Here is a 23,310-nt window from a genome sequence, read left to right as displayed (position 1 = left end):
TTCGCTTTACAGTGTAGCATAACCGCCACAAGTTTCTTTTGCCGATGCTTGTCATTTTAACCAGACTAATCAGGTTGTCCAAGAAACTGCGGTTTGTTTTTCCAACTGTTTTTTCAAGGTATCCAAAGCAATATTCTTAAAATTTTCGTTTTTCATACGTTTACGATAGTTCGTAGCCGTTTCTCCGGTACTCTTTTTGAACATTCGGCTAAATACGACTAGACTATTGAACCCTACTTGATAGGCAATACTTTCCACGGATTCATCCGTCAGAGAAAGAAGAAACGCCCCTCGATTGATCCGTACCCCGATCAAATATTCCTTGATACTGGTGCCCATATGATTTTTGAATACTCGCGACAAATGGCTCCGATTGACCGCTAAATGCTGGGCGATTTCCTCAACAGACAATTTTTCAGCATAATGTGCCTCGATGTATTTGACTGTTTCAACAGCTAAAGAGGAATGAACCTTTTGTACACCTCCGCTGACCTTTCCGCCATCTTTTAAAAGGACTGATAAAAAACGGTAGGTTAATGCTGTTAACTGTAATTCATTTTCCAAGGTTTCTTCCGTATCTTTCATGCATTCTAAAATAATGTCGATATATTTTTGTATGTCAGAAGAGACCATCGTGTATTGGTCTTCTCTGAAAAGCGACTGCCGAATGATTTCTTCTGCAGCACTCCCACCAAATGAAAGCCAGCAATACATCCACGGATCTTCTCCATCTGATAAGTAAAACGTCGAGTCTCCTGGACGAATCAAGAACAGATCACCTTTTTTCAATTGGAATTGTTGATTTTTCACATGATAAGATCCTTTGCCTTCCATCACGACATGCAGGATGTAATCATTGCGAATAGCAGGACCAAAAGAATGAAACGGCATCGTTTTAGAGAAACCACAAAAATCAAAATACAATTCTTTTTCTACTTGTTGATGTTCCTTTTTTAAAAAAATCGATTGCTCCACGTCTATCCCTCCTTACTCCTTTAGTATAATGCAACAAAAAGTTAAATAAAAGTCACAGAAATATATTAAGAAGGAAGCGATTTCTTGTTAAGTTTAAGTCATTAAAAGATCTTTGTTATTCGTTGTAATCGGTTTACTTAGTATTATATATTGAACAGGAGAGGAATACAGATTATGAAAAGCAAAATGATCCAACGTGTGTCCTACGCTTTAGGCGCTTTTGGACACGACACATTCTATGTTACATTAAGCACTTATTTTATGGTATTCGTGACAAGCCAGATGTTCGCAGGAACAGATAAGGCAACGAATGCAAAAATGATTGCTACAGTTACAAGCTTAGTTGTAGGTATCCGCTTAGTTGAAATTATTTTTGATCCTTTGATTGGTGGCATCATCGATAATACTCGTACAAAATACGGTAAATTCAAACCATGGTTAGTTATCGGCGGCGTTGTTAGTTCCGTACTCTTGGTAGCAATCTTTACCAATTTCTTTGGCTTAGCTACTCATAATACGACTTTATTTATCATATTATTTGCAATCGTTTTCATCTTATTGGATAGTTTTTATTCATTTAAGGATATCGCTTTTTGGTCAATGATTCCAGCTTTGAGTACGGAAACAAAGGAACGTGAAAAATTTGCTACGTTTGCTCGTTTCGGCTCTTCTCTAGGTGCAAATGGTACTACTCTAGTCGTTGTCCCTATCGTTACTTTCTTTACCTATCTTGTTACTCATAAACATATTGAAGGCGCTTCAGGCTGATTCTGGTTCGGTGTGATTGCTGCTGTTATTTCAGGCGGTACTGCGATTATCACTGCCTTGGGCACAAAAGAAGTCGATACTGCGATCCGTCAGCAAAATGAAAAAGCTGGGATCAAAGATGTGTTCAAAGCAGTTGCTCAAAATGATCAGTTGATGTGGCTTGCCCTTGCTTATATCGCTTATGCGATTGCCAATGTAGCAACAACTGCCGTATTATTCTACTTCTTCAAATATGTACTTGGCCAACCAACTGAATTTTGGATCGTTGGTCTAGTTGCTGCCTTACTTGGTTTAGTAGCTGTTCCACTATTCCCAATGCTTACACGCGTCATCTCTCGTCGCTACGTTTACCTTGGAGGGATCGCAATGATGATTTCTTCTTACTTTTTCTTTACGATCGCAGGTTCAAGTTTGCCAATCGTTATCATCGGGCTAGTATTGTTCTACTTCCCTCAACAATTAATTTTCTTATCCGCTTTGATGACGATCACAGACTCTGTTGAATATGGTCAATGGAAAAATGGTATCCGTAACGAAGCTGTTACTCTATCAATTCGCCCTTTACTAGATAAAATCGCTGGTGCTTTGTCTAACGGGATCGTAGGGTTTGTCGCTATCGCTTCTGGGATGACTGGTAATGCTACTGCTGCTGATATCACTGCTCATGGCGTAACGACTTTCAAAGCTTATGCATTCTATGCTCCTGCTGCTTTGATGATTTTCTCCGCTATTATTTTTGCTTGGAAGATTACATTGACAGAGAAAAAACATGCACAAATCGTTGAGGAATTGGAAAACAAATTGGCTCCAGCTGATACAATGGAAGATGAACTTCACGATGCAGTAGTTCCTTCCCATTAAGAAAGGATCTTGAAAATGAAGATTACAGAAAAAGATTTTGGTCAAGGTTATCACTTGATAACCTTGGAGAACAAAAACAAGCTAGCACTTTCTATCTCTGATTTAGGTGCTAGAATCGTCAGTTTAAAATCAAATGATCGAGAATTAGTTTTGGGATTTGACACCGCTGAAGAATATATCGAAAAAGATCCGTATATCGGTGCTTCTATCGGTCGCACCGCAGGGAGAATCGAAAATGGCCGCTTTTCTCTCAATGGAAAAACTTACCAATTAGCCACAGATCCAAAAACTGGACATAATCTGCATGGTGGTGCTCCTGGATTTGAATTAAAAAAATGGTCTTATGTCATTTTGAATGGCGAAAATGAAGCTTCTGTCATTTTTACTACTACAAGTCCCGACGGAGAACATGGTTTTCCAGGTACAATGGATGTGGAAATCCGCTATACTTTGACACAAGATAATATCTGGCGAGTGACCTCTCGCGGCACCAGTGACCAATATACTTTATTCAATCCGACAAATCATGTTTACTTCAACTTGTCGGGAGATGCTTCTCAGTCAATCGATCAACATGAGCTTTGGCTCAATAGCGAAGCTTATGCTCCTTTGCGAACAGATAGTATTCCTATAGGGGTAAAAGAAAATGCTGCAGGAAGTGCTTTCGATTTTCAAATACCTAAAAAATTAGCGTCCGTTTTTGCTAGTGATTTGGATCAAAAAAATCTTGTTGACGGAATCGATCATCCATTTTTCTTAAAAGAAACCGGCTTGGATAAAGAAGCCGCTCGCTTGACTAGCCCCGATAAAAGAATCCAAGTAGATATTGCTACAGATGCTTCTAGTGTGGTTATTTTCACTGCAAATTTCGGCACAGAAACACCAGAAATGCGCAACCGAAAACTGGCACATCATGGTGGCATCACATTTGAGACTCAAACAGCTCCAGGTGCAGAGCGCTTCTCAGCATTTGGTTCGATTCATTTAAAAGCCGGATCAGTATTTGAAACAGTGACAGAATTCAAAATCAAAACAAGAAAGGAATAACTCATCATGGAAATCAAAAGAAGCTTAAACACAAAATTTGCCGAAACATTCGGACCTAAAAAAACTACACAATACTTCTCACCAGGACGCATCAATTTGATTGGTGAACACACAGATTACAATGGAGGCCATGTCTTCCCCGCTTCCATCACTTATGGAACGCAAGGTGTAGCAGCACCTCGAGACGATAATAAAATATTAGTTTATTCCACAAACTTTGACGATATCGGTGTCATTAGTTTTACTTTAGATGAGCTAGAATATGATAAAAAAGCAAACTGGGCAAATTACGTAAAAGGAATGGTCCTTAAATTAAAAGAAGCTGGACACTCAATCGATCATGGGTTTGAGTTGTTAGTGGAAGGAACAATCCCTAATGGTGCAGGACTTTCCAGTAGCGCTTCATTAGAATTATTGGTAGGTGTTGTATTAGAAGATCTGTTTGATTTAAAAACAGATCGCTTGGAACTAGTCCAAACAGGTAAAAAAGTAGAAAATGAATTCATCGGTGTCAATTCAGGTATCATGGATCAGTTTGCCATCGGCTTCGGTGAGCTAGATCATGCAATCTTATTAGATACAAATACGCTGAAATACGAAATGGTCCCAGTGAAACTAGATGGTTATGCAATCGTCATCATGAATACGAATAAGCGGCGGGAATTGGCAGATTCAAAATACAATGAACGTCGCAGCGAATGCGAAGAAGCCTTGGCACGTTTGCAAAAAACTTTGCCTATCTCTTCTTTAGGAGACTTAGATGAAGAAGAATTTGAATCAACTATTGACCAAATCGGCGATGATACATTGATACGCAGAGCTCGCCATGCCGTTTCTGAAAATCAGCGGACTTTGAAGGCAAAAGCTGAATTAGAAGCTGGGAACTTAGAAGCATTTGGTCAACTGTTAAATGATTCTCACCACTCTCTTCGCTATGATTATGAAGTAACTGGGATCGAATTAGATACACTAGTAGATGCTGCTCAAAAACAAGAAGGTGTCTTAGGTGCACGAATGACAGGAGCTGGATTTGGTGGCTGTGCGATTGCTCTTGTCAAAGAAGAAAATATACCTGCCTTCAAAAACAATGTCTATGATGAATACATGAAAGTTGTCGGCTATGCTCCGGAATTTTATGTTGCACACATTGGAAATGGGACAACAAAGATCGATCCAGAAGCTGTTCATGTTTGATAAAAAAATCAACGATCTCAGCTAAAAACAAATAGATAAAAATAACCTCTCAGCAATTTCCAAATGTGAGCCTTTTGCTCGTATTTGAAAATTGCTGTTTTTTATTGACACGGAAAGAGAACATGTGTTCTAATTGTGTTGAAGAGGTGATTGTTATGTGGGCGAATCAAAATCCGGTATTTGTTTATGAAAAAGAACCTTCAAGAGATATTTTATGTATTGACTGCAAATCTTTTTACGCCTCCGTAGAGTGCGTTGAAAAGGATCTTGATCCCCTTACAACTAAATTAGTAGTCATGTCCTATCCGTCCGATTCGACAGAAACACGGGGTAGCGGATTAATCTTGGCTTCCAGTCCTGCAGCAAAAAAAGCTTACGGCATCACCAATATCAGCCGTGCCAGAGATCTTCCCTTCCCCTATCCAAGTGATTTATATATTGTTGCCCCAAGGATGGCCTATTATATGGAAAAGAACAGAGAAATCAATTCTATCTATAAAAAATATGCAGACGAAGCGAACCATCATGTCTATTCCGTCGATGAAAGCTTCCTTGATGTAACAAATAGCATGGCACTCTTTGGTAAAACAAATGCGTACGACATGGCTAAACTGATCCATAAAGATGTGTTTAAGCAGACCGGAATCTACACGACTATAGGAATTGGCGATAACCCGCTACTTGCTAAACTAGCCTTAGACAATGGCTCAAAAGACGGAAAGCAAATGTTTGCTGAATGGCGTTATGAAGATGTACCAGAAAAGTTATGGAAAATCTCAGATATCACTGACTTTTGGGGAATCGGCAAACGAACAGCAAAACGTCTGAAACAAATGGGTATACATTCTGTTTATGATTTAGCTCACGCGGATTATTATCACTTGAAAAGCAAGCTAGGGGTCATCGGTACTCAGCTTTATGCCCATGCTTGGGGGATCGATCGAAGTTTTTTGGGACAAGAATATACACCAAAATCAAAAAGTATCGGAAATAGTCAAATCCTAGATAGAGATTATACAAGACGAGAAGAAATCGAGATCGTTATCAAAGAAATGGCCGATCAAGTCGGCACTCGCTTGAGACGATCTGCAGCAAAAACACAAGTAGTCAGCTTATGGGTAGGATACTCTTTAGGCTATCTTGATCCAAATGGCAAGACCGGGTTTCACCAGCAAATGAAAATCGAAGCGACAAATGCTAGCAGAGATCTAGCAGATGCTTTATTGACCATTTTCCACCAGCATTACCACTACCAGGATATTCGGCGTGTAGGCGTGAACTGTTCCGACCTCGTATACGCGACAGGTTTACAGCTTAACCTTTTTGAAGATCCTGAAAAGCAGATAAATGAAGCGAAAGTTGATTTTGTTGTCGATACGATTAGAAAAAAATACGGCTTTCAATCAATCATCCATGCGCATAGTCTCTTGCAAGGAGGACGCGCCATCGCACGTAGTTCTCTCGTTGGCGGGCATGCAGGTGGTATGAGTGGATTAGAAGGTGGAAAAGATGAGACGGACAGCAAAAAAATTCATTGACTATAACGAGTATCGAGATCGGCCATTTGGATTAAAATGGGGGACTGCTTTTGCGATGGAAGAACTAGTCAACGGTATCAAAAAAAATGAAGAAGAAGCACGCAAACAGCCTCTTCCTAAACAACAAATGACATTGCAAGAAATCGATAGTATACTGACAGAAGCCTTTTTATCTCGTAAAGCAGTAATCATTCAGCTCAATTTAAAAGATGAATTTGGAAGACTCTTGGATGAGGTCGAAGGGCACTTCATTGGTGAAGCCTATGAAGATTACTTTATGATTGACCATCAGCCGCTATTGTGGGAAGACGTACGGTATATTGAGTTAAAGGAAACAAAAAAATGGTTTGTGACATGAGAGGTTGTGACAGAAGTGATCAACTTCAAAAAATAAGAAAGGATTTTTCGAAAATTGCTTCTTAAATTTTTGTGGAATTTTGGCTTATTTTTCGAAGAAGCAACTTCTGGAACAACGTATATTAGATATCAGAGGTTGTGAAAAAGTCGCTTAGTTTTGAGTAACAATCCAAGGCGCTGATTTCACAACCTCTGTCTATCCATCTATTCGGTAAGATTCATGCATGACGTCTTCTTTATTTAGTATGTAGAGCCCTTTTTCTTCTGACCATTCAACATAAATCAGCTGTTTTACATCTGCATAGCCTTCTTTCTTCAAGTTCTCCATAAGCCATGATTCAGTCAATTGATTGGACTGAAGCACTTTATGCTGAATTTGCCCTTCATCTACAAGCAGGATCGATAAAGCTTTGTCTTCATCTGATTTTTTCAATACACTCATTTGACCGGCATTCTCTAGGATAACATGTTTGGCATTTTCAAGAGAAAAGCATTCCTGCTGTCTTAAGATTGCTCGCAACTGCTCCATCTCGATATGGTTATTTGTCAACTCTGTCATGTTGATGACGCCGTCTTTGATTAGAACAGATGGCTCGCCTTTGACCCAACGATTGACCTTTTCATTTCTTTGGACGATACGTTCGATACCATAAATCATTACTGCCCAAAGCGCAATGGCAAATAGGACATGCCCTACATGGACATTGTCATCATAGGTTGATTCTTCTAAGATCCCACCTAAAACAAGCGTATAGACTAAATCAAACGGTGTGATTTCTGACATGGATTTCTTCCCAAGCAAACGTACTACTAATAATAAACCGATCAACCCGAATACCAGTTTCATTGTAATTGAAAAAATCATTTTTTCTCCCCCTAACTATCTGTTAATTAAATTATATATGCTTTCTCACGAACACGCATGGAATATACAAGGAAGAAATGTATCCTTTTACTAAAAAAAGGACTGTGACACTGTAGTGACCCCCAAAAGTTAGACTTTTTTGGAGTGGAGAAATCCACTCCTTTTTTTCATGCTCTAAAATGATATTTTTACACAACCGTTACGGTTGTTTTACGAAATTGGACGAGACTTTGCCAGTTTAATTTCTGTTTTATCCGTTCATTATTGTAGTAATAGATATAGCTATCGATGGCTGATTTTAATTCCTCGAAACAGTTATAAACTTTCCCGTGAAAAATCTCTTGTTTTAATAAGCCAAAAAAATTCTCCATAAGTGAATTATCTAAGCAGTTCCCTTTCCGAGACATGCTTTGAAAGATTTTGTACTCCTTCAATTTGTTTCTATAAGCTTTCATTTGATACGCCCAACCTTGATCTGAGTGAAACGTACGACGATAGGGACAATCGTTAGTGGTCTGGATAGCTTCCTCCAAACCTTCCATTACCGCTAATGCATTGGGCTTTTCAGAGATACGATAGGATAAAATCTCACTATTGAACATATCCATAAAAGGATCTAGATACAATTTCTTTTGACGGATAATGCCTTTGGCATCCACTTCATGGTATTTAAATTCAGTTGTATCCGTCGTGATTTTCTGATGGCAGATACTGGTGTAGAAACGACGATGGATCCGATTTTTGGCTACTGCTCCAACTTTTCCTCGATAAGAATTGTAGCGACGTGATTTACGCGTGTATGCCGTTACTTTTATTCCTAGCTTCTTGATCAAGCGCTGAACTTTCTTTTTATTGATAGAGAAACCGCGGTTTCTTAGTTCATTGGTCATCCGTAAACAGCCATAATCCTTGTGCTTCTCCCGAATTTTAAGCATTTCCGCTTCAATCTCTTGATCTGGATTTTTACGGTCCAATCGCCTTTGCCATCCAAATAATCATGAACGATCTTTAATTTAAGTTCAAAAGTATATTTAACCATAAAAAATACCGACCTCCAAAAGTTAGATTTTTTGGTCTAACTTTTGGGGGTCGGTACACAAATCGTGTCACAGTCCCTTTTTTGAAAATAAACGGTGTTCAAAAGCTTGCATCTGCGGTAATAAGTCCAGCCAAGTTAAAAACATAAGAAGCTGTTTTTACTTGGCTGTTCTTATTACTTGATGCAAGGCAGCTTTTTCACAACCTCTTTTCAAATATTTCGTTTTCTTATTCTACAAATGGTTCTTCTCCTAACGCTTGTTGAGCGGCTAGATTCAACATGCTCCATTGTCGGTCAAAGCCTGGCTGGAAGAAGAAGTCAGCTTCTGCTAGTTCTTCTAAAGTCAGTTTGTTTTGGATCGCTAGTGCCAATACATTTCCTTGACCTGTAACATCATAGGTAGATAATACTGCTCCTCCTAGCAATTGATGGGTCATTGGATCCGAGAATAATTGGATGGACACTTTTGGATTTCCTTGTTCTTCTGGTACATATTTTGGTCGTAACGTATCTTCATAATAAGACACTCGTACATCTACTCCTGCTTTTGCTGCTGTAAAGCTATTCAATCCGCTTGCTGCAAAATGATAGTCAAAGACACTTAATGCAGAGGAACCTACGACTCCGCCGAACGGTTTGTTTGGTACTTCTTCAAAAAGATGTTTTACTACATAACGTGCTTCTCTACGTGCAACAGTCGCTAAAGCGATCGGCATTTTTTTGCGTGCTGGGATAGAATAAGCAAGTGTAGCATCTCCTACTGCATACACATCTGGAAGATTCGTTTGCAAGTATTCATTTGTTTGGATCCAGCCACGTTCATCTAAGTCGACGATCCCTTTTAACCATTCTGTATTTGCCTTCACACCGGCAGCTTGAATGACTAGATCTGCTGGGATTTCTTTTTCACTTGTTTTGATTGCCTCAACTTTTCCGTTACCAGTAAAAGCTTCGATTTTTGCATTTGTCAAAACTTCAATACCGTTTTCATTTAGGTGTTGTTCTAAAATATCTGTCATCTCAGCATCTAAATAAGTGCCTAAAGGTCTATCGATCACATCAAGCAATACGACTTCTTTCCCAGCTTTTCGGCTTGCTTCTGCTGCTTCGATCCCAATGTAACCCGCACCTACGACAGCGATTTTTTTAATAGCCGGATCATTTAATTTTTCTTTGATTTTGGTTGCCCAATTGTATCCACGCATCAAGTAGACATTTTCTAGATCTGCTCCTGGTACTGGCAGATTGTTTGGTTTGACACCAGAACTCAAAATCAATTTGTCATAAGGATATTCTTTTGTTTCGTTATCTGATGCGCTAGTAACCGTTACTGTTTTTTTATCGGCATCGATCGTTTTTACTTCGTGATTATTTAAAATATGAACATTGGATTGCGGAAAGTTTTCTGGTCTGAAATTACGTACATCATTTACATCTGTTACCTTGTCTTCTAAATACAGCTCCATACCACATGACATGAAGGAAATATAGTCTCCTGCTTCAAATAGCGTGATATCTACATTTTCACCGTATCGTGTCAATAGTTCCAAGATCGATTGATGCCCTCCATGAGATGCACCTACAATGACAACTTTGATTTTTTCCATTGATGAAACCTCCTTGAATATTCTTTTAAAATCATTCTAAACAATTTAAACTTAACATTACATTAGTTATGAATCAAAAGAAACGCGTTCATTTGAACTAAATTTAAAAAACAATCGTCTCCTTGCAGAATATACCGCAAAATTAACGATTGTTTTTTTGATAAAATCTATGAATCACTGTTCTGTTAAAAAGTCTTTGATCCGTTTGCAGGCCTCATGTAATTTTTCCATGCTGCTAGCATAAGAAATCCGGATATAACCTTCTCCTTCTGGGCCAAATGCAATTCCTGGGATACACGCAACTTTTGCCTGTTCCGCTAATTCTACACAAAACTGCCAAGAGTCAGTTTGAATGGCAGCTGGGAGTTTGCAAAACAAGTAAAATGCACCGTTTGGCTGGGTCACTTCAAATCCTAAAGGCGCCAATTGCTGGACCAGATAGTCTCTTCGTGTTTGATATTGCTCTTTCATATTCTCGCTATCTTTCACCCCATTTATTAGCGCTTCAGCCGCAGCTTTTTGCGACATCGTTGTAGCGGCAGTCACCAGATATTGATGGACTTTAATTAGTTCGTCAATAAGGGCTTTTTGAGCAAAAATAAAGCCCACTCGCCAACCAGTCATCGCATGTGACTTGGATAACCCGCTTATCACGATTGTTTGTTCTGGAAGATAAGTAGCTATGGACATATGCGTTCCACTATAAGTCAATTCAGCATATACTTCATCACTTATAACAAATACCGGATATTTTTTTAAAACCTCAGCGATTGCTTTCAATTGTTTTGCAGACAATGTCGTCCCAGTAGGATTGTTAGGATAGTTTAAAATGACTGCTTTGACAGCTGATTCATATTGTTCAAAGGCTTTTTCAAATTGTTCTGGCTGGCAAACAAACCCTGTGTCAGAAGTATCTATCGGGATCAATTCAGCACCAGCTAGTTCCACTAATGGCTGATATCCTGAATAAGCAGGCGCTGGAATAAGAACCTTGTCTCCTTCTTCCAAAACAGATAACAATGCAGAGGCAATTGCTTCCGTTGCACCAACCGTCGTCAAAACTTCCGTTTGCGGATCATAAGTTAGTCCATAACGCTGCTGCTGAAACATACAAGCAGCTTCCCGCAGTTCCTCTAATCCTCTCATTCCGGTATAGTGAGAAAAGTCTTCTTCAATCGCTGCTATTCCGGCTTGTTTGACATGTTCGGGAGTTGGAAAATCCGGTTCTCCCAGGGTGAGTTTGATCACATCTGGTATCGAAGATATTTGCTGATCGAATTGTCGTATTTTTGATACTTCTATTCTAGAAAGCCTGGGACTAAATCGATTGGATAAATTCGTCATTATTTACTCGCTCCTCTTTTGAACTGCTATCGATTTTTACAAGAAGATTTTCTGTAAAAAGAATCGTTTTGTACCATTCTACACCATTTTCTAAAACATCCATATCAAAATCGAACGTCGGATCATGTAAAGCAGGGGTATCACCGACACCTAAAAAGAAAAATACACATGGATATTGTTGCGTATATATGCCAAAATCTTCGGCTTGAAGAACTGGAGCATCTAATTCATGTAGTTTGTTTGAATCTAACAGTGCTGCATATAAGCCTCTATGGTTGATTACAGCTGGATAGCCGTCATTATAGTGAAAAGAAATAGTAGCTGTAGAGTGAAACTGTTCTGCTAAATGGTCTAATCCCCTCTTCAAATAATTTTGCATATCTGAACTGTAAGAACGGATACTTCCGGATACAATAACTTCTCCAGCTAAAACATTTCGGATCGTTCCACCTTGGATTTGGCCAAATTTCATTAGATGATTCCACTCTGCCGGTAATTGCCGATCAAAATCATAAACATTCTTCAAAAATCGTACAGCTGCCTCCAGACTATCGATTCCTTTTTCACTAGAAGCAATATGTGCAGACTGGCCTTTAATGATAATGTCTGTTTCACTGCTTTGTGCCATCAAAGGTCCTGGTCGAGAGAAAACTTCTCCCTTAGCTAGTCCAGGCCATAGATGAAAGCCAAATATTGCTTGTACTTCATATTTATCCAACAATCCTGACTGAATAACGCTTTGTGCGCCACCGGAAATTTCTTCTGATGGCTGATAGATCAGTACTACATTATAAATAAGATCCTCAATGTGTTTAGTTATAAAGTCAGTCAACCCTAAAAGCATCGCCATATGTCCGTCATGACCACATGCATGCATATACCCTTCATGCTTAGAAGCAAAAGAGAGATTCGTTTCTTCTTTGACTGGCAGTGCATCGATATCTGTTCGAAAAGCAATCGTTTCTTCTTGTTGATTATCAAAATAAAGGAGTAGTCCTGTTTCGCCGATTTCATGGATAACGGCCCCGCTGTTTTTTACTTGTTCATATAAATATTTTTTTGTCTTGAATTCATGAAATCCGATTTCAGGAATTTGATGGAGTGCCATTCGATATTCTTTCAGCATCCGTATTCACCATCCCTTCATAGATACCCTTCACTACTGTTTCATATTGATTATTCGGTACACCGATGATCAGATTCAACTCCTGTGCTCCTTGTGATAAGATCGATGTGCGAATTTCTAATTTGTTCAATATCGATAACACTTTTCCAGATAAACCGATCAATTCTTTATGCGGTCCGCCAACGACAGAGATCAAAGCTAAGTCTTCAATCACGACGATTTCTTCCACGCCAAGTGTTTCTTTTAATTCTTTCGTGATGAGAAATAATTTATCGGCAATCGCTTCTGCTGAGACGATCACTCCGATATTGTCGATCCCTGAAGGAATATGTTCGATTGATATCTCATGTTTAGCAAAAATGCTCATTGCTTTCCAAATAAACCCGATTTCATCGGACATATGACGTTTGAATAAAGTGATGGAAAGAAAATCCTTGCGTCCAGCTATTCCTGTCAGTCCATTTTCCTTTTCTATTTCGTGATTCGATATTTTTGTCCCTTGAGCGAAAGGATCATTGGTATTTTTTATTTGGATGGGGATATCAGCCTCTTGAACTGGGAAAACAGCTGCTTCATGAAGAACGTTAGCCCCCATATAAGCCATCTCTCTCAGTTCTCTAAAAGAGATTTCCTCGATGATTTTAGGATGATCGATGATTCGCGGATCAGCCATCATGATTCCTGAAACATCCGTCCAATTCTCATAACTTTCCGCTTGCAACATCTTCGCCAGTATCGCGCCGGTAATGTCGCTTCCCCCACGGCCCAATAATTTTTCTTTTCCTGCAGGGTTCGCCCCGTAAAACCCTGGAACAACCATTTTCGGATATCTTTTAAATGCTTTTGTGATTTCCTGTGCTGTTTTTTCCTGATCGATTTTCCCATCATAGTCAAAGAAAATCAGGTCTTTTGCGTCAATAAACTGGTAACCAAGATACTCAGCCATCAGTTGAGCAGTCAGATATTCACCTCTACTTACTAAATAATCTTCAGTTATCTTTTCGTCTTCCAGTTGTTTCTGTATGCGTGCTAGTTCATCTTCAATAGGTAACTGCAGGGCAAGAACATCTCTTACTTGAATGAAACGATCACAAATCCTTTTCCAAAGGGGTGTCCAATCAACATGATGCTGAAGGTAAGCATAAATCAAATAAAGTAAGTCTGTTACTTTGTCATCATCTGACGTACGTTTGCCTAAAGCAGAAACAACGATCACTTGGCGATTGGGATCTGAAAGAACAATTGTACGGACTTTTTTGAATTGCTCTTCATGAGACATCGATGTTCCGCCGAATTTCGCTACTTTCAGCGTATTACTCATCTTGCCACCTCCGCTATTTTCTGCATTAAAGCTGCAGCAATCTGTACGGCATTCGCAGCGGCTCCTTTGCGTATGTTATCGGCAGTCGTATAGAACAACAATCCGTTCTCTAAAGAAGTGTCTTTTCTGATCCTCCCAACATAAACCATATCTGTTCCTCTAGCAAGAATGCTCGTCGGATATTTATGTGCTGCTAGATCATCTTCTAATTGAATCCCTGGAAACTGGCTGAGACACTCTCTAATTTCTTCCGTCGTAAACTCTTTTTGCAGTTGAACTGCCACAGAGACTCCATGTCCATTTTCGATTGGCACACGTACGCAGGTTGCTGATACTGGCAAAGCAGGCTGATGCAGAATCTTACGGGTCTCATTTATCATTTTCTGTTCTTCTTTTGTATACCCATTTTCTAAAGGCTGATCGATTTCCGGAATCACCGTTTGGCTAATATTATAAGGATACAAAACTGGTTCCTCGTCATTTTGCGTACGATGAAGATCTTCAATGCCTTTTTGCCCGGAACCAGAAACTGCTTGATAGGTCGAATAATTGACTCGCTGGATACCAAAGGCTTCTTGTAAAGCTTTAAGTGGAAGTACCGCTTGAATGGTTGAACAATTTGGATTTGCAATCAGCCGATTCAATGTATAGTCTTCCAGATTGACCTCTGGAACGATTAATGGAATATCCGAATCTTCCCGCCATGCTGAGGAATTATCTATGACAAATAGTCCCTGACTTCGTGCGATTGGCGCAAACTCTTTGGATACAGAAGCACCTGCAGAAAATAGCGCTAAATCATATCCTTCAAATGAAGTTTCTGTCAATTCCTGTACAGTGTGTTTCTTTTTCTTGAATACACAAACTTTACCGGCTGAACGTTTTGAAGCTAATAATTTCAATCGTCCTACTGGAAAATCATATTCTTCTAACACTTTGAGCATCGTTTGGCCGACTAATCCGGTTGCCCCCACAATACAGGTATCTATTTCGCGCATTTTTCTCCATCTCCTCTATAATTCGCGTAACGCAGCAATCAATGCTGTATTTTCTTTTGTCTGATCATCACTTATTTTTAATACACGTGCAGGTATTCCACCGACAACAGTGCCTGCTGCCACATCTTCTAAAACCACTGCTCCTGCTGCCACGACTGCATCTTTTCCGATATGGACACTTTCAACAATCACTGCATTCGCACCTACCAGTACGCCGTCTTCTACGATAACCGGTTTGGCCGATGCTGGTTCGATCACACCTGCTAAGACAGCTCCTGCACCAATATGGCAGTTTTTGCCCACTGTCGCTCGTCCACCTAAGACAGCACCCATATCAATCATCGTGTTTTCACCGATTACTGCACCAATATTGATAATCGCTCCCATCATGATCACGGCATTGTTGCCGATTGACACTTGATCTCTGATAATAGCACCTGGTTCGATACGAGCATTAATTTTTTTAATATCTAGCAAAGGAACTGCGCTGTATCTTGCAGCAGTTTCGATTTCGATTTCAATGATTTTTTCTGATTCAGCTTCTAAAACCGGAGCAATCGTCTCATAGTCACCAAAAACAACGAAGCTGCTTCCTTCACCAAAAACTTTACTTTCTTTAAATTCGATTGGCTCGGTTACATTCAGATAGACTTTCACAGGCGTCTTTTTAGATGCCGTTTGAATGTAGCGGATGATTTCTTGAGCTTCCACGTTTTTTACACCCCTTTGTCCATTAATAAATCTTCTAATTTGTAATAACCTGGTGACTGATCTTTCAACCAGTCCGCTGCTTCTACTGCGCCTGCAGCAAAGATTCGATTAGAAAAAGATTCATGTTTGATCGTAAATATTTCATCAGTAGCAGCAAACAATACATCATGTTCACCAGGTAAAGAACCTGCACGAATACTGTGTACACCAATTTGGTTTTCTTCTCTTTTTTTCCCTTGCCAGTTGTATACGGGCTGCAGCTTTTGCACTTCTTGGATTGTTTGAAGCAGCATATTTGCAGTACCAGATGGTGCATCTTTTTTACGACTATGATGTTTTTCAATCAGTTCGATCTGCCAGCCTTGCAACATTGCAGCTGCTTGCTTGATTAGTTGATTCATCACCATGATGCCGAACGAAAAATTAGCACTATACATCACAGGTACATGTTTAGCATGTTCTTTTATTTCTTGGAACTGTGATTGTGTATAACCTGTCGTGCCAATGACTAACGGAAGTTGATATGATAAGCTATACGAAAGGATTTTCTCTAAATTATCTGGATGAGAAAAATCAATAAGCATTTCTGGCAGTTCCGGAAAAACAAGCGTAGTTGCTTCTTTAGGTGACGTCTGTAAAAGAAGGATCGTATCTCCTCTTTCTTGTGCAACTTCTTCGACTCTGTCTCCCATCTGTCCACTGCCAATCAGTCCGATTCTCATTTTTCACCCGTCCTTTCTTTTAACAAAAGCTGAGCTAATTGTTTCTTTTTCTCTTTTGAAAGAGAAACTAAAGGCAGGCGTAGAGGTCCGGAAGGTAAGTCTAATAATGACATGGCTGCTTTGACAGGAATAGGATTGGTCTCACTGAACAAGGCATGGATCAGTTCAAGTGCATTTAATTGCTTTTCTTTTGCTTGCTGCCATCTTCCGTCCTGCGTATCTTTTACTAATTCATGGACTATTTTAGGTTGGATATTCGCCCATACACTTATTACACCGCTTCCTCCTACACTCATTACTGGTAGGATCAAATCATCATTTCCACTGTAAAGGAAGAATTCTTTTCCAATCAACCGAGCGGCATCCATCACATAAGCCATATCTCCTGAGGCTTCTTTCAAACCAATGATATTAGGATGTTCTGCTAAATTTACTAATACATGGATTGGAATCGACATGCCTGTTCTAGAAGGAACATTATACAAAATAAGCGGAATCGGTGAGGCTTCTGCAATTGCTGTAAAATGAGCAGCTAGTCCTGCATCACTTGTTTTGTTGTAGTAAGGGGTGATGACCAAAAGTGCGTCTGCCCCCAAAGAAGCAAAATGCTTCGCTTTTTCAATCGTTTCTTTCGTATTATTCGTTCCAGCTCCTGCAATCACCGGCACACGGCCAGCCACTTTCTTTACTGTCAGTTGAAGGATCTGCTCCTCCTCAGATTGTGTGAGCGTAGAAGATTCTCCTGTTGTACCTAAAACTAATAATCCGTCTGTTTGTTCATCTAAATGGAATTGGATCAATTTTTCCAAACCAGCATAATCTACTGATCCCTCTTCATTCATCGGCGTGATCAGCGCCACGATCGAACCTTTTATCATCTTCATTCCTCCAATATTCTTGTCCATTCATGAACTGCTGGGCCAGCCATTTGTATCGCATCCTCACCAGAGATCATCAAGTCTCCTTGTTCCAAGTGAACAACTACCTGATCTGCTGAAATTTTCCCAGTTTCCTTAGCAACCACATAAGAGGCACAGCAACCTGTACCGCAAGCAAGTGTCCAACCTACTCCTCTTTCATAGGTACGGACGATCAATTCTTGTTCATTGACTACTTCTACAAAGTTGACATTGGTTTTTTCTTTGAACAAAGGATGATGACAGATCAGTTCACCTCTTTTTCTCCAGACTTCCTCACGCGCATTTTCAACAAAAACAACAGTATGAATCGTTCCTAAAAATAAACTAGTGATCGTTACTTTTTCACCATTGATCTCTATTTCCTGGTTTTTTATTGGATAAGTTTGATTAGCTTTGATTTTTTCCGGAGAATCATCTGGCACTCCCATATCTACGCTGCAATAAAAAGGTGAGGGATCCAACACCGTAATTTTTCTTGTGCCTGCTAATGTCTCTACGTTGAATTCCTGTTCATTCATCATGTTCTGATCATTTACGTATCGAGCAAAACAGCGAATGCCATTTCCGCACATCGGCGCGCGGCTGCCATCTTTGTTGTAATAGATCATTTCCAACGGATCGATTTTTACGGCGATCAATCCGTCTGTATCATATTTTTCTTTTGTGCATAAAGAAGCGGCTAATTGACTATAATCTGTGTCTTCTGCGTAATCTAATAAGATAAAATCATTTCCGCAGCCATTATATTTATGAAGGATCATAGGAAACTTCCCCCCTTAGTAGATCAGAAAATGCTTGTCTGCGAACAATCAGTCTTGATTGGCCATTATTGACAAAAACAACTGCTGGTCGTGTCGCTCGATTGTAGTTGCTGCTCATCGAGTATCCATAAGCTCCCGTGGAATAAACAGCTAAAAGATCACCCGATTCTGCTTTCGGCAAATAAGCTTCTTTAATTACCACATCGCCTGATTCACACATTTTTCCTGCAATCGTCACTTTCTCTGTTTTTTCTTCCGACAGTTTTGCTGCTAAATCACAATCGTATTCTGCCTGATACAGAGCTGGACGGATATTATCTGTCATCCCGCCATCTACAAAGTAATATTTTTTATGTGGTGTCTTTTTGATGAAACCAATCGTGTATAGTGTTGTACCAGCTTCTCCAACAATACTTCTACCCGGTTCAATCAGTAATTGACGAATGGTCAGTTTTCGTTTTTCCAAAGCTTCTTCCGTATATTCAATCAGTTTTTTTAGTGCCTCTTCGACTGGGATTGGCTGATCATTTTGTGTATAACGAATCCCAAACCCTCCGCCAAGATTCAAGGAAAGAGGTTGGTCAAAATCGGTTAAGTAATTCGTCAATTTGTCGATTTCAGCTAACCAAGCAGTAACATCAAAAATTTGTGACCCGATATGAGCATGAAATCCTTCTAACTCTAGATAGCTGCTTTCTTTTATCAACTGAAGGGCTTGTTGGCACTCTTTACTTTCATAGCTCATGCCGAATTTTGAATCAATATGCGCAGTGACGATATATTCATGAGTATGTGCTTCTACTCCGACATTCAACCGAAGCATGATACAGATTTTTTTTAAATAGCGTTGGCTTAATTCTGCTAATAATTCAACTTCCATCAAATTATCGGCAACAATATGCAACAAATCATTTTCAAGTGCATAGATCAGTTCCTCTGGCGTCTTGTTGTTACCATGGAAGTAGATAGTATCTCTAGGAAAATCAGCTTGCAAAGCGGTATAGATTTCCCCACCACTGACAACATCTAGCCCGAATCCATATTCACGAACTAAATACAGCATCTCAATCGTTTGGAATGCTTTAGAGGCGTAAAGTACTTTTGTATCAAAACGTTTCGATACAAAGCCTCGCTTGAATGACAGCATCGTTTGTCTCATCTTTTCTTCATCATACACATACAGAGGTGTCTTATACTTTTCTGCCAATGTGCTTGCTGTGACTCCGCCAATTATCAATTCTGTCATTTTTTCATTCCTCTTTTCACTTTTTTTCCATTTTTATTGGAATTTCATTTGATAAAGATTTGAATTTTATTGGAATAATATTAAACAAAATTTTCTGAATTGTCTAGTATATTTCGAAATATTTTTTTAAAAATAAGAATAAAAATGGTTATAAAAACAAAATACCCGAACTATTAGAAGCTATTTATACATAAAAACATAAATTCAACACTATTTAGTGATGAAAAAATATTTTCGCTTCAATATAGTTCGGAATAGTTCGGATATTTTCAATTTTATGAATCATTTCAATTTCTTCATAAATAAGTGCAGTTTCTTCTTTCTCTAGCTTTTGCCATTCATCTTTCAAAATATAAATAAAATCAAATACTTTTTTATTTTTCAATTTGCTGATTCCACAAAAAAACCTCTTGAAAGGCAGATCCGATGATCCACTTTTCAAGAGGTCAAGCTATGTTTTTCAACTTCTTATCAATTCGTCAGCTCATTATTTTGATGCACGTTTTACATAAGAACCTTCTGCTGTATTGATTTCCAACAATTCATCTGTTTCGATGAAGTCAGGAACATTGACTACTAAGCCAGTTTCCATTGTCGCTGGTTTACCTGAACCAGTGACTGTTGCACCTTTGATGGAAGGTTGTGTTTCCACAACACGTAATACGACAGTTGTTGGTAATTGAACGCCGATGACTTCGCTACCGAAGAATTGGATTTTTACTTCCATGTTTTCTAGGATATATTTCATTTCTTCTTCTACTGTTTCTACAGGAATTTCATATTGCTCATATGTTTCCAAATCCATGAAGAAAGCTGTATCATCCATCGTGTACAAATATTGTACAGGTTTTGTGTCGATATGTGCTTTTTCAAATTTTTCTTCTGGTCTGAACGTTGTGTCGTATGTTGCACCTGAACGGACATCTTTCAGTTTCATACGCATAACTGTATTTCCTTTACCAGGTTTATGGTGGCTTGCATCCAGAACTTTAATCAGTTTGCCGTCTTGTACGAAAGTCATACCGGCTCTTAAATCACTTGCTGAGATCATTATTTTTGCTCCTTCTTTTCTTTATCATAATCAACTTTATTGTATCAGACAACCGGCCAGAAAACTAGAGTATTCTCTATCTTTTAAGGTCTCATGCCTATTTGTCAGAAAAATAAACACGGGTAAACGATGCTATCGAAATATTTTTTTCTTTCAAGCCTTTGACTTTTATTTTTTTTCATGCTATCGTTAATAAAAATTTTACTTGGAGGGATACACATGACAGTCAGCAACCAAAAACAATTGAATCGTTGCTGTTGTATGGTGCATAAAAGCAGCATACTATTTGTCATGTCTATTAATTGCCCTTCATAGAATGAGTACCAGGTAACTTATCTTTTTATCTACTCAATTTTTCTCTATGTCTTTCAAGGAGCTGATTTAATAGTCAGCTCCTTTTTTTATTATCTTTTTTTAGGAGGCCCATATGATTATCTCGACAATTACAGAAGCTATTGGTTCCACACCGCTTTATCGCTTTGACAATCAGCACTATTCTATGCCTAAAGGTTCTGCTATTTATGCAAAACTAGAATATTTAAATCCTGGAGGAAGTATCAAAGATAGATTGGGCAGTTATTTGATCAAAGAAGGATTTGCCCAAGGAAAAATCAATGAAAAAACGACGATCATCGAACCAACTGCCGGAAATACAGGAATTGGGATCGCTCTGGCCGCACTCACATACAAATTAAGAACGGTTTTTGTTGTTCCAGAGAAGTTTAGCTTAGAAAAACAACAATTGATGAAAGCATTGGGAGCAAAGATCATCCATTCTCCTAGTGAGCAAGGAATCATCGGTGCCATCAGCAAAAGTAAAAAACTTGCAGAGGAGATATCAAACAGCTATCTGCCTCTTCAATTTGAAAATAAAGATAATCCTGCTGCTTACTATCGAAAATATCCATAGTTTTGTAGCAGGAATTGGGAGTGGTGGAACCTTTGCTGGAACTTCTACCTTTTTGAAAGAAAAATATCCCGACATTCGAATAATCGGTGTAGAACCAGAGGGCTCTGTGTTAAATGGTGGTGATCCAGCCCCTCACGAAATTGAGGGTATCGGTGTAGAATTCATTCCGCCGTTTCTTTCTCCCCTTTCAATCAATCAGATCGAGACAATCTCTGATGTAGAAGGGTTTAACCATACTAGGCAGTTAGCACGAGAACAAGGACTATTAGTTGGAAGTTCGAGTGGTGCGGCTTTTGCAGCAGCATTAAGAGAAATTCGTCGTTTACCACCTGGTCATCGTGTCGTTACGATTTTTCCAGACGCAGCAGACCGCTATTTATCAAAAAACATTTACTTATAGGAGGAAAGAAACATGCACATTCAAACAAAATTGATCCACGGAGGCATCAGTGAAGATCCCACAACAGGAGCTGTCAGTGTACCTATTTATCAAACATCCACTTATCGGCAAGATGGCGTCGGCCAGCCTAAACAATATGAATATTCAAGATCTGGTAATCCTACTCGTTTTGCATTGGAAGAACTGATTGCTGATTTGGAAGGCGGTGTTCGAGGATTCGCTTTTTCTTCTGGTCTTTCTGGGATTCATGCCGTTTTTTCTCTTTTTCAAGCTGGCGATCATATCTTATTAGGAGATGATGTCTATGGAGGAACATTCCGTCTATTTGACAAAGTTCTTACTAAAAATGGTCTCGAGTACACGATCATAGATACGAGTAATCTTGATAAAATAGAACAATCCATCAAACCCAATACAAAAGCACTTTATCTTGAAACACCTAGCAATCCGCTTCTAAAGATTACTGATTTAGAAAAAAGTGCCACTCTGGCTCATCAACATGGATTGATAGTTATTGCTGACAATACATTTGCTACTCCTTATTTTCAAAGACCTTTAGATCTCGGTTCTGATATCGTTGTCCATAGCGGTACCAAATATCTAGGCGGACACAGCGATGTAGTAGCTGGTTTAGTGACTTCTAACCATAAAGATCTAGCCGATCAGATCGGATTTTACCAAAATGCTATCGGAGCCGTACTTGGTCCCCAAGATAGCTGGTTACTTCAGCGCGGAATCAAGACACTAAGTGTTCGTATGGAGGAACATCAAAAAAATGCTTTTGTGGTAGCTGATTTTCTATTTTCTCATCCAGCAGTAGAAAAGGTCTACTATCCAGGATTACCCGATCATGAACTCCATGGAGTTGCTAAGCAGCAGATGAGCGGCTTTAGCGGAATGATTTCTTTTACTTTAAAAAATGAAGAATCTGCTATTCCATTTGTTGAATCACTCCAACTATTTACTTTAGCAGAAAGTTTAGGTGGCGTAGAAAGTTTAGTGGAAATTCCTTCTGTCATGACTCATGCGTCTATTCCAAAAGAAAAACGAGAAGAGGCTGGCATAAAGGACGGCTTGATCCGTCTTTCTGTAGGAATTGAGTATGGTCAGGATCTCATAAACGATTTAGCTCAGGCATTTGACAGAATCAAGAACTAGAAGTCCCAATAAACGACTTAGCAGAAAAATCTAAAAAATATTTCAGATTGCTACACCTTGGAAACGATAAGTGTTAGAATCAAGTAGAAAGACGTTTTTGTAAATTTCACTAAATAATTCTTTAGTGAAAAGCATCAAAACGAATGAACAAACAGATAGGAGTCTTACAAATGAGAATGAATGTCGAAAGTTTTAATCTTGACCATACAAAAGTCAAAGCACCTTATGTACGTGTAGCTGATCGAAAAACGGGTGCGCATGGCGATGTCATCATTAAATACGACGTCCGCTTTAAACAACCAAATAAAGAACACATGGACATGCCAAGTCTACATTCACTTGAGCACTTGACTGCCGAACTAATCCGCAATCACGCAGATTACATCGTAGA

At 39.1% G+C, this 23,310-nt stretch carries 20 protein-coding genes and 3 pseudogenes (1 of these 23 running past the window's edge); 8 read left to right on the top strand and 15 right to left on the bottom strand.

Annotated elements, in window-relative coordinates:
- Positions 1 to 69 precede the first annotated feature (69 nt).
- Positions 70 to 975 carry an AraC family transcriptional regulator gene (locus IGJ87_RS02225; RefSeq protein ID WP_002286852.1) on the bottom strand — a complete coding sequence of 302 codons (906 nt, stop codon included), beginning with the start codon at positions 973 to 975 and terminating at the stop codon, positions 70 to 72.
- Positions 976 to 1,149: 174 nt separating this feature from the next.
- Between IGJ87_RS02225 and IGJ87_RS02220 the strand changes: the two are divergent.
- The 5 genes and pseudogenes from IGJ87_RS02220 to IGJ87_RS02200 all read left to right on the top strand — a co-directional run bounded on the left by IGJ87_RS02220 (position 1,150) and on the right by IGJ87_RS02200 (position 6,741).
- A pseudogene (locus tag IGJ87_RS02220) lies at positions 1,150 to 2,604 on the top strand (glycoside-pentoside-hexuronide (GPH):cation symporter).
- Between the two features lie 15 nt (positions 2,605 to 2,619).
- Positions 2,620 to 3,651: an aldose epimerase family protein gene (locus tag IGJ87_RS02215; protein ID WP_002323729.1), complete on the top strand. Its 1,032-nt coding sequence runs from the start codon at positions 2,620 to 2,622 to the stop codon at positions 3,649 to 3,651.
- Positions 3,652 to 3,657: 6 nt separating this feature from the next.
- On the top strand, positions 3,658 to 4,845 hold the full coding sequence (locus IGJ87_RS02210; protein ID WP_002286858.1) for a galactokinase: 1,188 nt from the start codon (positions 3,658 to 3,660) through the stop codon (positions 4,843 to 4,845).
- Positions 4,846 to 5,000: 155 nt separating this feature from the next.
- A complete protein-coding gene (locus IGJ87_RS02205; protein WP_002323727.1) occupies positions 5,001 to 6,383 on the top strand; it encodes a Y-family DNA polymerase in 1,383 nt (460 codons plus the stop codon).
- Entirely contained in the window at positions 6,355 to 6,741 is a 387-nt protein-coding gene (locus IGJ87_RS02200; protein ID WP_089030391.1) for a hypothetical protein, read from the top strand. The genes IGJ87_RS02205 and IGJ87_RS02200 overlap by 29 nt, the downstream gene beginning before the upstream one ends.
- A 195-nt stretch (positions 6,742 to 6,936) precedes the next feature.
- On the opposite strand, the gene IGJ87_RS02195 is transcribed toward IGJ87_RS02200, so the two are convergent.
- The 14 genes and pseudogenes from IGJ87_RS02195 to efp all read right to left on the bottom strand — a co-directional run bounded on the left by IGJ87_RS02195 (position 6,937) and on the right by efp (position 20,451).
- A complete protein-coding gene (locus tag IGJ87_RS02195; RefSeq protein WP_002297894.1) occupies positions 6,937 to 7,605 on the bottom strand; it encodes a DUF421 domain-containing protein in 669 nt (222 codons plus the stop codon).
- A gap of 188 nt (positions 7,606 to 7,793) precedes the next feature.
- A pseudogene (locus IGJ87_RS02190) lies at positions 7,794 to 8,591 on the bottom strand (IS3 family transposase); the annotation flags it as partial.
- Positions 8,592 to 8,871: 280 nt separating this feature from the next.
- Positions 8,872 to 10,251, bottom strand: a complete 1,380-nt coding sequence (locus IGJ87_RS02185) for an FAD-dependent oxidoreductase (RefSeq protein ID WP_002286868.1) — start codon at positions 10,249 to 10,251, stop codon at positions 8,872 to 8,874.
- 174 nt (positions 10,252 to 10,425) lie between these two features.
- On the bottom strand, positions 10,426 to 11,595 hold the full coding sequence (locus IGJ87_RS02180; protein WP_002297892.1) for a pyridoxal phosphate-dependent aminotransferase: 1,170 nt from the start codon (positions 11,593 to 11,595) through the stop codon (positions 10,426 to 10,428).
- Entirely contained in the window at positions 11,570 to 12,721 is a 1,152-nt protein-coding gene (locus IGJ87_RS02175) for a M20 family metallopeptidase (RefSeq protein WP_002297890.1), read from the bottom strand. The genes IGJ87_RS02180 and IGJ87_RS02175 overlap by 26 nt, the downstream gene beginning before the upstream one ends.
- Positions 12,681 to 14,030 carry an aspartate kinase gene (locus IGJ87_RS02170; protein WP_002304192.1) on the bottom strand — a complete coding sequence of 450 codons (1,350 nt, stop codon included), beginning with the start codon at positions 14,028 to 14,030 and terminating at the stop codon, positions 12,681 to 12,683. The genes IGJ87_RS02175 and IGJ87_RS02170 overlap by 41 nt, the downstream gene beginning before the upstream one ends.
- An 8-nt stretch (positions 14,031 to 14,038) precedes the next feature.
- Complete coding sequence (locus IGJ87_RS02165; protein ID WP_002286873.1) at positions 14,039 to 15,040, bottom strand: aspartate-semialdehyde dehydrogenase; 1,002 nt, start codon at positions 15,038 to 15,040, stop codon at positions 14,039 to 14,041.
- Between the two features lie 15 nt (positions 15,041 to 15,055).
- Complete coding sequence (gene dapD / locus IGJ87_RS02160; RefSeq protein WP_002297888.1) at positions 15,056 to 15,751, bottom strand: 2,3,4,5-tetrahydropyridine-2,6-dicarboxylate N-acetyltransferase; 696 nt, start codon at positions 15,749 to 15,751, stop codon at positions 15,056 to 15,058.
- A gap of 5 nt (positions 15,752 to 15,756) precedes the next feature.
- The gene (gene dapB / locus IGJ87_RS02155) at positions 15,757 to 16,473 is read right to left on the bottom strand and encodes a 4-hydroxy-tetrahydrodipicolinate reductase (protein ID WP_002297887.1); all 717 of its coding nucleotides are present in this window, start codon (positions 16,471 to 16,473) and stop codon (positions 15,757 to 15,759) included.
- Entirely contained in the window at positions 16,470 to 17,351 is an 882-nt protein-coding gene (gene dapA, locus IGJ87_RS02150; RefSeq protein ID WP_002297885.1) for a 4-hydroxy-tetrahydrodipicolinate synthase, read from the bottom strand. The genes dapB and dapA overlap by 4 nt, the downstream gene beginning before the upstream one ends.
- A 2-nt stretch (positions 17,352 to 17,353) precedes the next feature.
- A complete protein-coding gene (gene dapF, locus IGJ87_RS02145) occupies positions 17,354 to 18,154 on the bottom strand; it encodes a diaminopimelate epimerase (protein WP_002294349.1) in 801 nt (266 codons plus the stop codon).
- Positions 18,141 to 19,400 carry a diaminopimelate decarboxylase gene (lysA, locus tag IGJ87_RS02140; protein ID WP_002297883.1) on the bottom strand — a complete coding sequence of 420 codons (1,260 nt, stop codon included), beginning with the start codon at positions 19,398 to 19,400 and terminating at the stop codon, positions 18,141 to 18,143. Before lysA ends, dapF begins: the two co-directional genes overlap by 14 nt.
- A 214-nt stretch (positions 19,401 to 19,614) precedes the next feature.
- The gene (locus tag IGJ87_RS02135) at positions 19,615 to 19,785 is read right to left on the bottom strand and encodes a hypothetical protein (protein ID WP_002294348.1); all 171 of its coding nucleotides are present in this window, start codon (positions 19,783 to 19,785) and stop codon (positions 19,615 to 19,617) included.
- Between the two features lie 102 nt (positions 19,786 to 19,887).
- Complete coding sequence (gene efp / locus IGJ87_RS02130; protein WP_002289434.1) at positions 19,888 to 20,451, bottom strand: elongation factor P; 564 nt, start codon at positions 20,449 to 20,451, stop codon at positions 19,888 to 19,890.
- Between the two features lie 427 nt (positions 20,452 to 20,878).
- Here efp and IGJ87_RS02125 point away from each other — a divergent pair.
- The 3 genes and pseudogenes from IGJ87_RS02125 to IGJ87_RS02115 all read left to right on the top strand — a co-directional run.
- Positions 20,879 to 21,761 (top strand): annotated as a pseudogene (locus IGJ87_RS02125) (PLP-dependent cysteine synthase family protein).
- 12 nt (positions 21,762 to 21,773) lie between these two features.
- Complete coding sequence (locus IGJ87_RS02120) at positions 21,774 to 22,919, top strand: cystathionine gamma-synthase (RefSeq protein ID WP_002289438.1); 1,146 nt, start codon at positions 21,774 to 21,776, stop codon at positions 22,917 to 22,919.
- Between the two features lie 170 nt (positions 22,920 to 23,089).
- Positions 23,090 to 23,310, top strand: the beginning of a protein-coding gene (locus IGJ87_RS02115) for an S-ribosylhomocysteine lyase (protein ID WP_002289439.1). The gene runs 238 nt beyond the window's last position; the window shows 221 of its 459 coding nt (coding positions 1-221); its start codon is at positions 23,090 to 23,092; the stop codon falls past the right edge of the window.

The sequence above is a fragment of the Enterococcus sp. DIV1411a genome (assembly GCF_050531945.1).
Lineage (GTDB): Bacteria > Bacillota > Bacilli > Lactobacillales > Enterococcaceae > Enterococcus_B > Enterococcus_B faecium.
The sequence above is the reverse complement of the archived record's forward strand: the minus strand, read 5'-3'. Positions and strand labels throughout refer to the sequence as shown.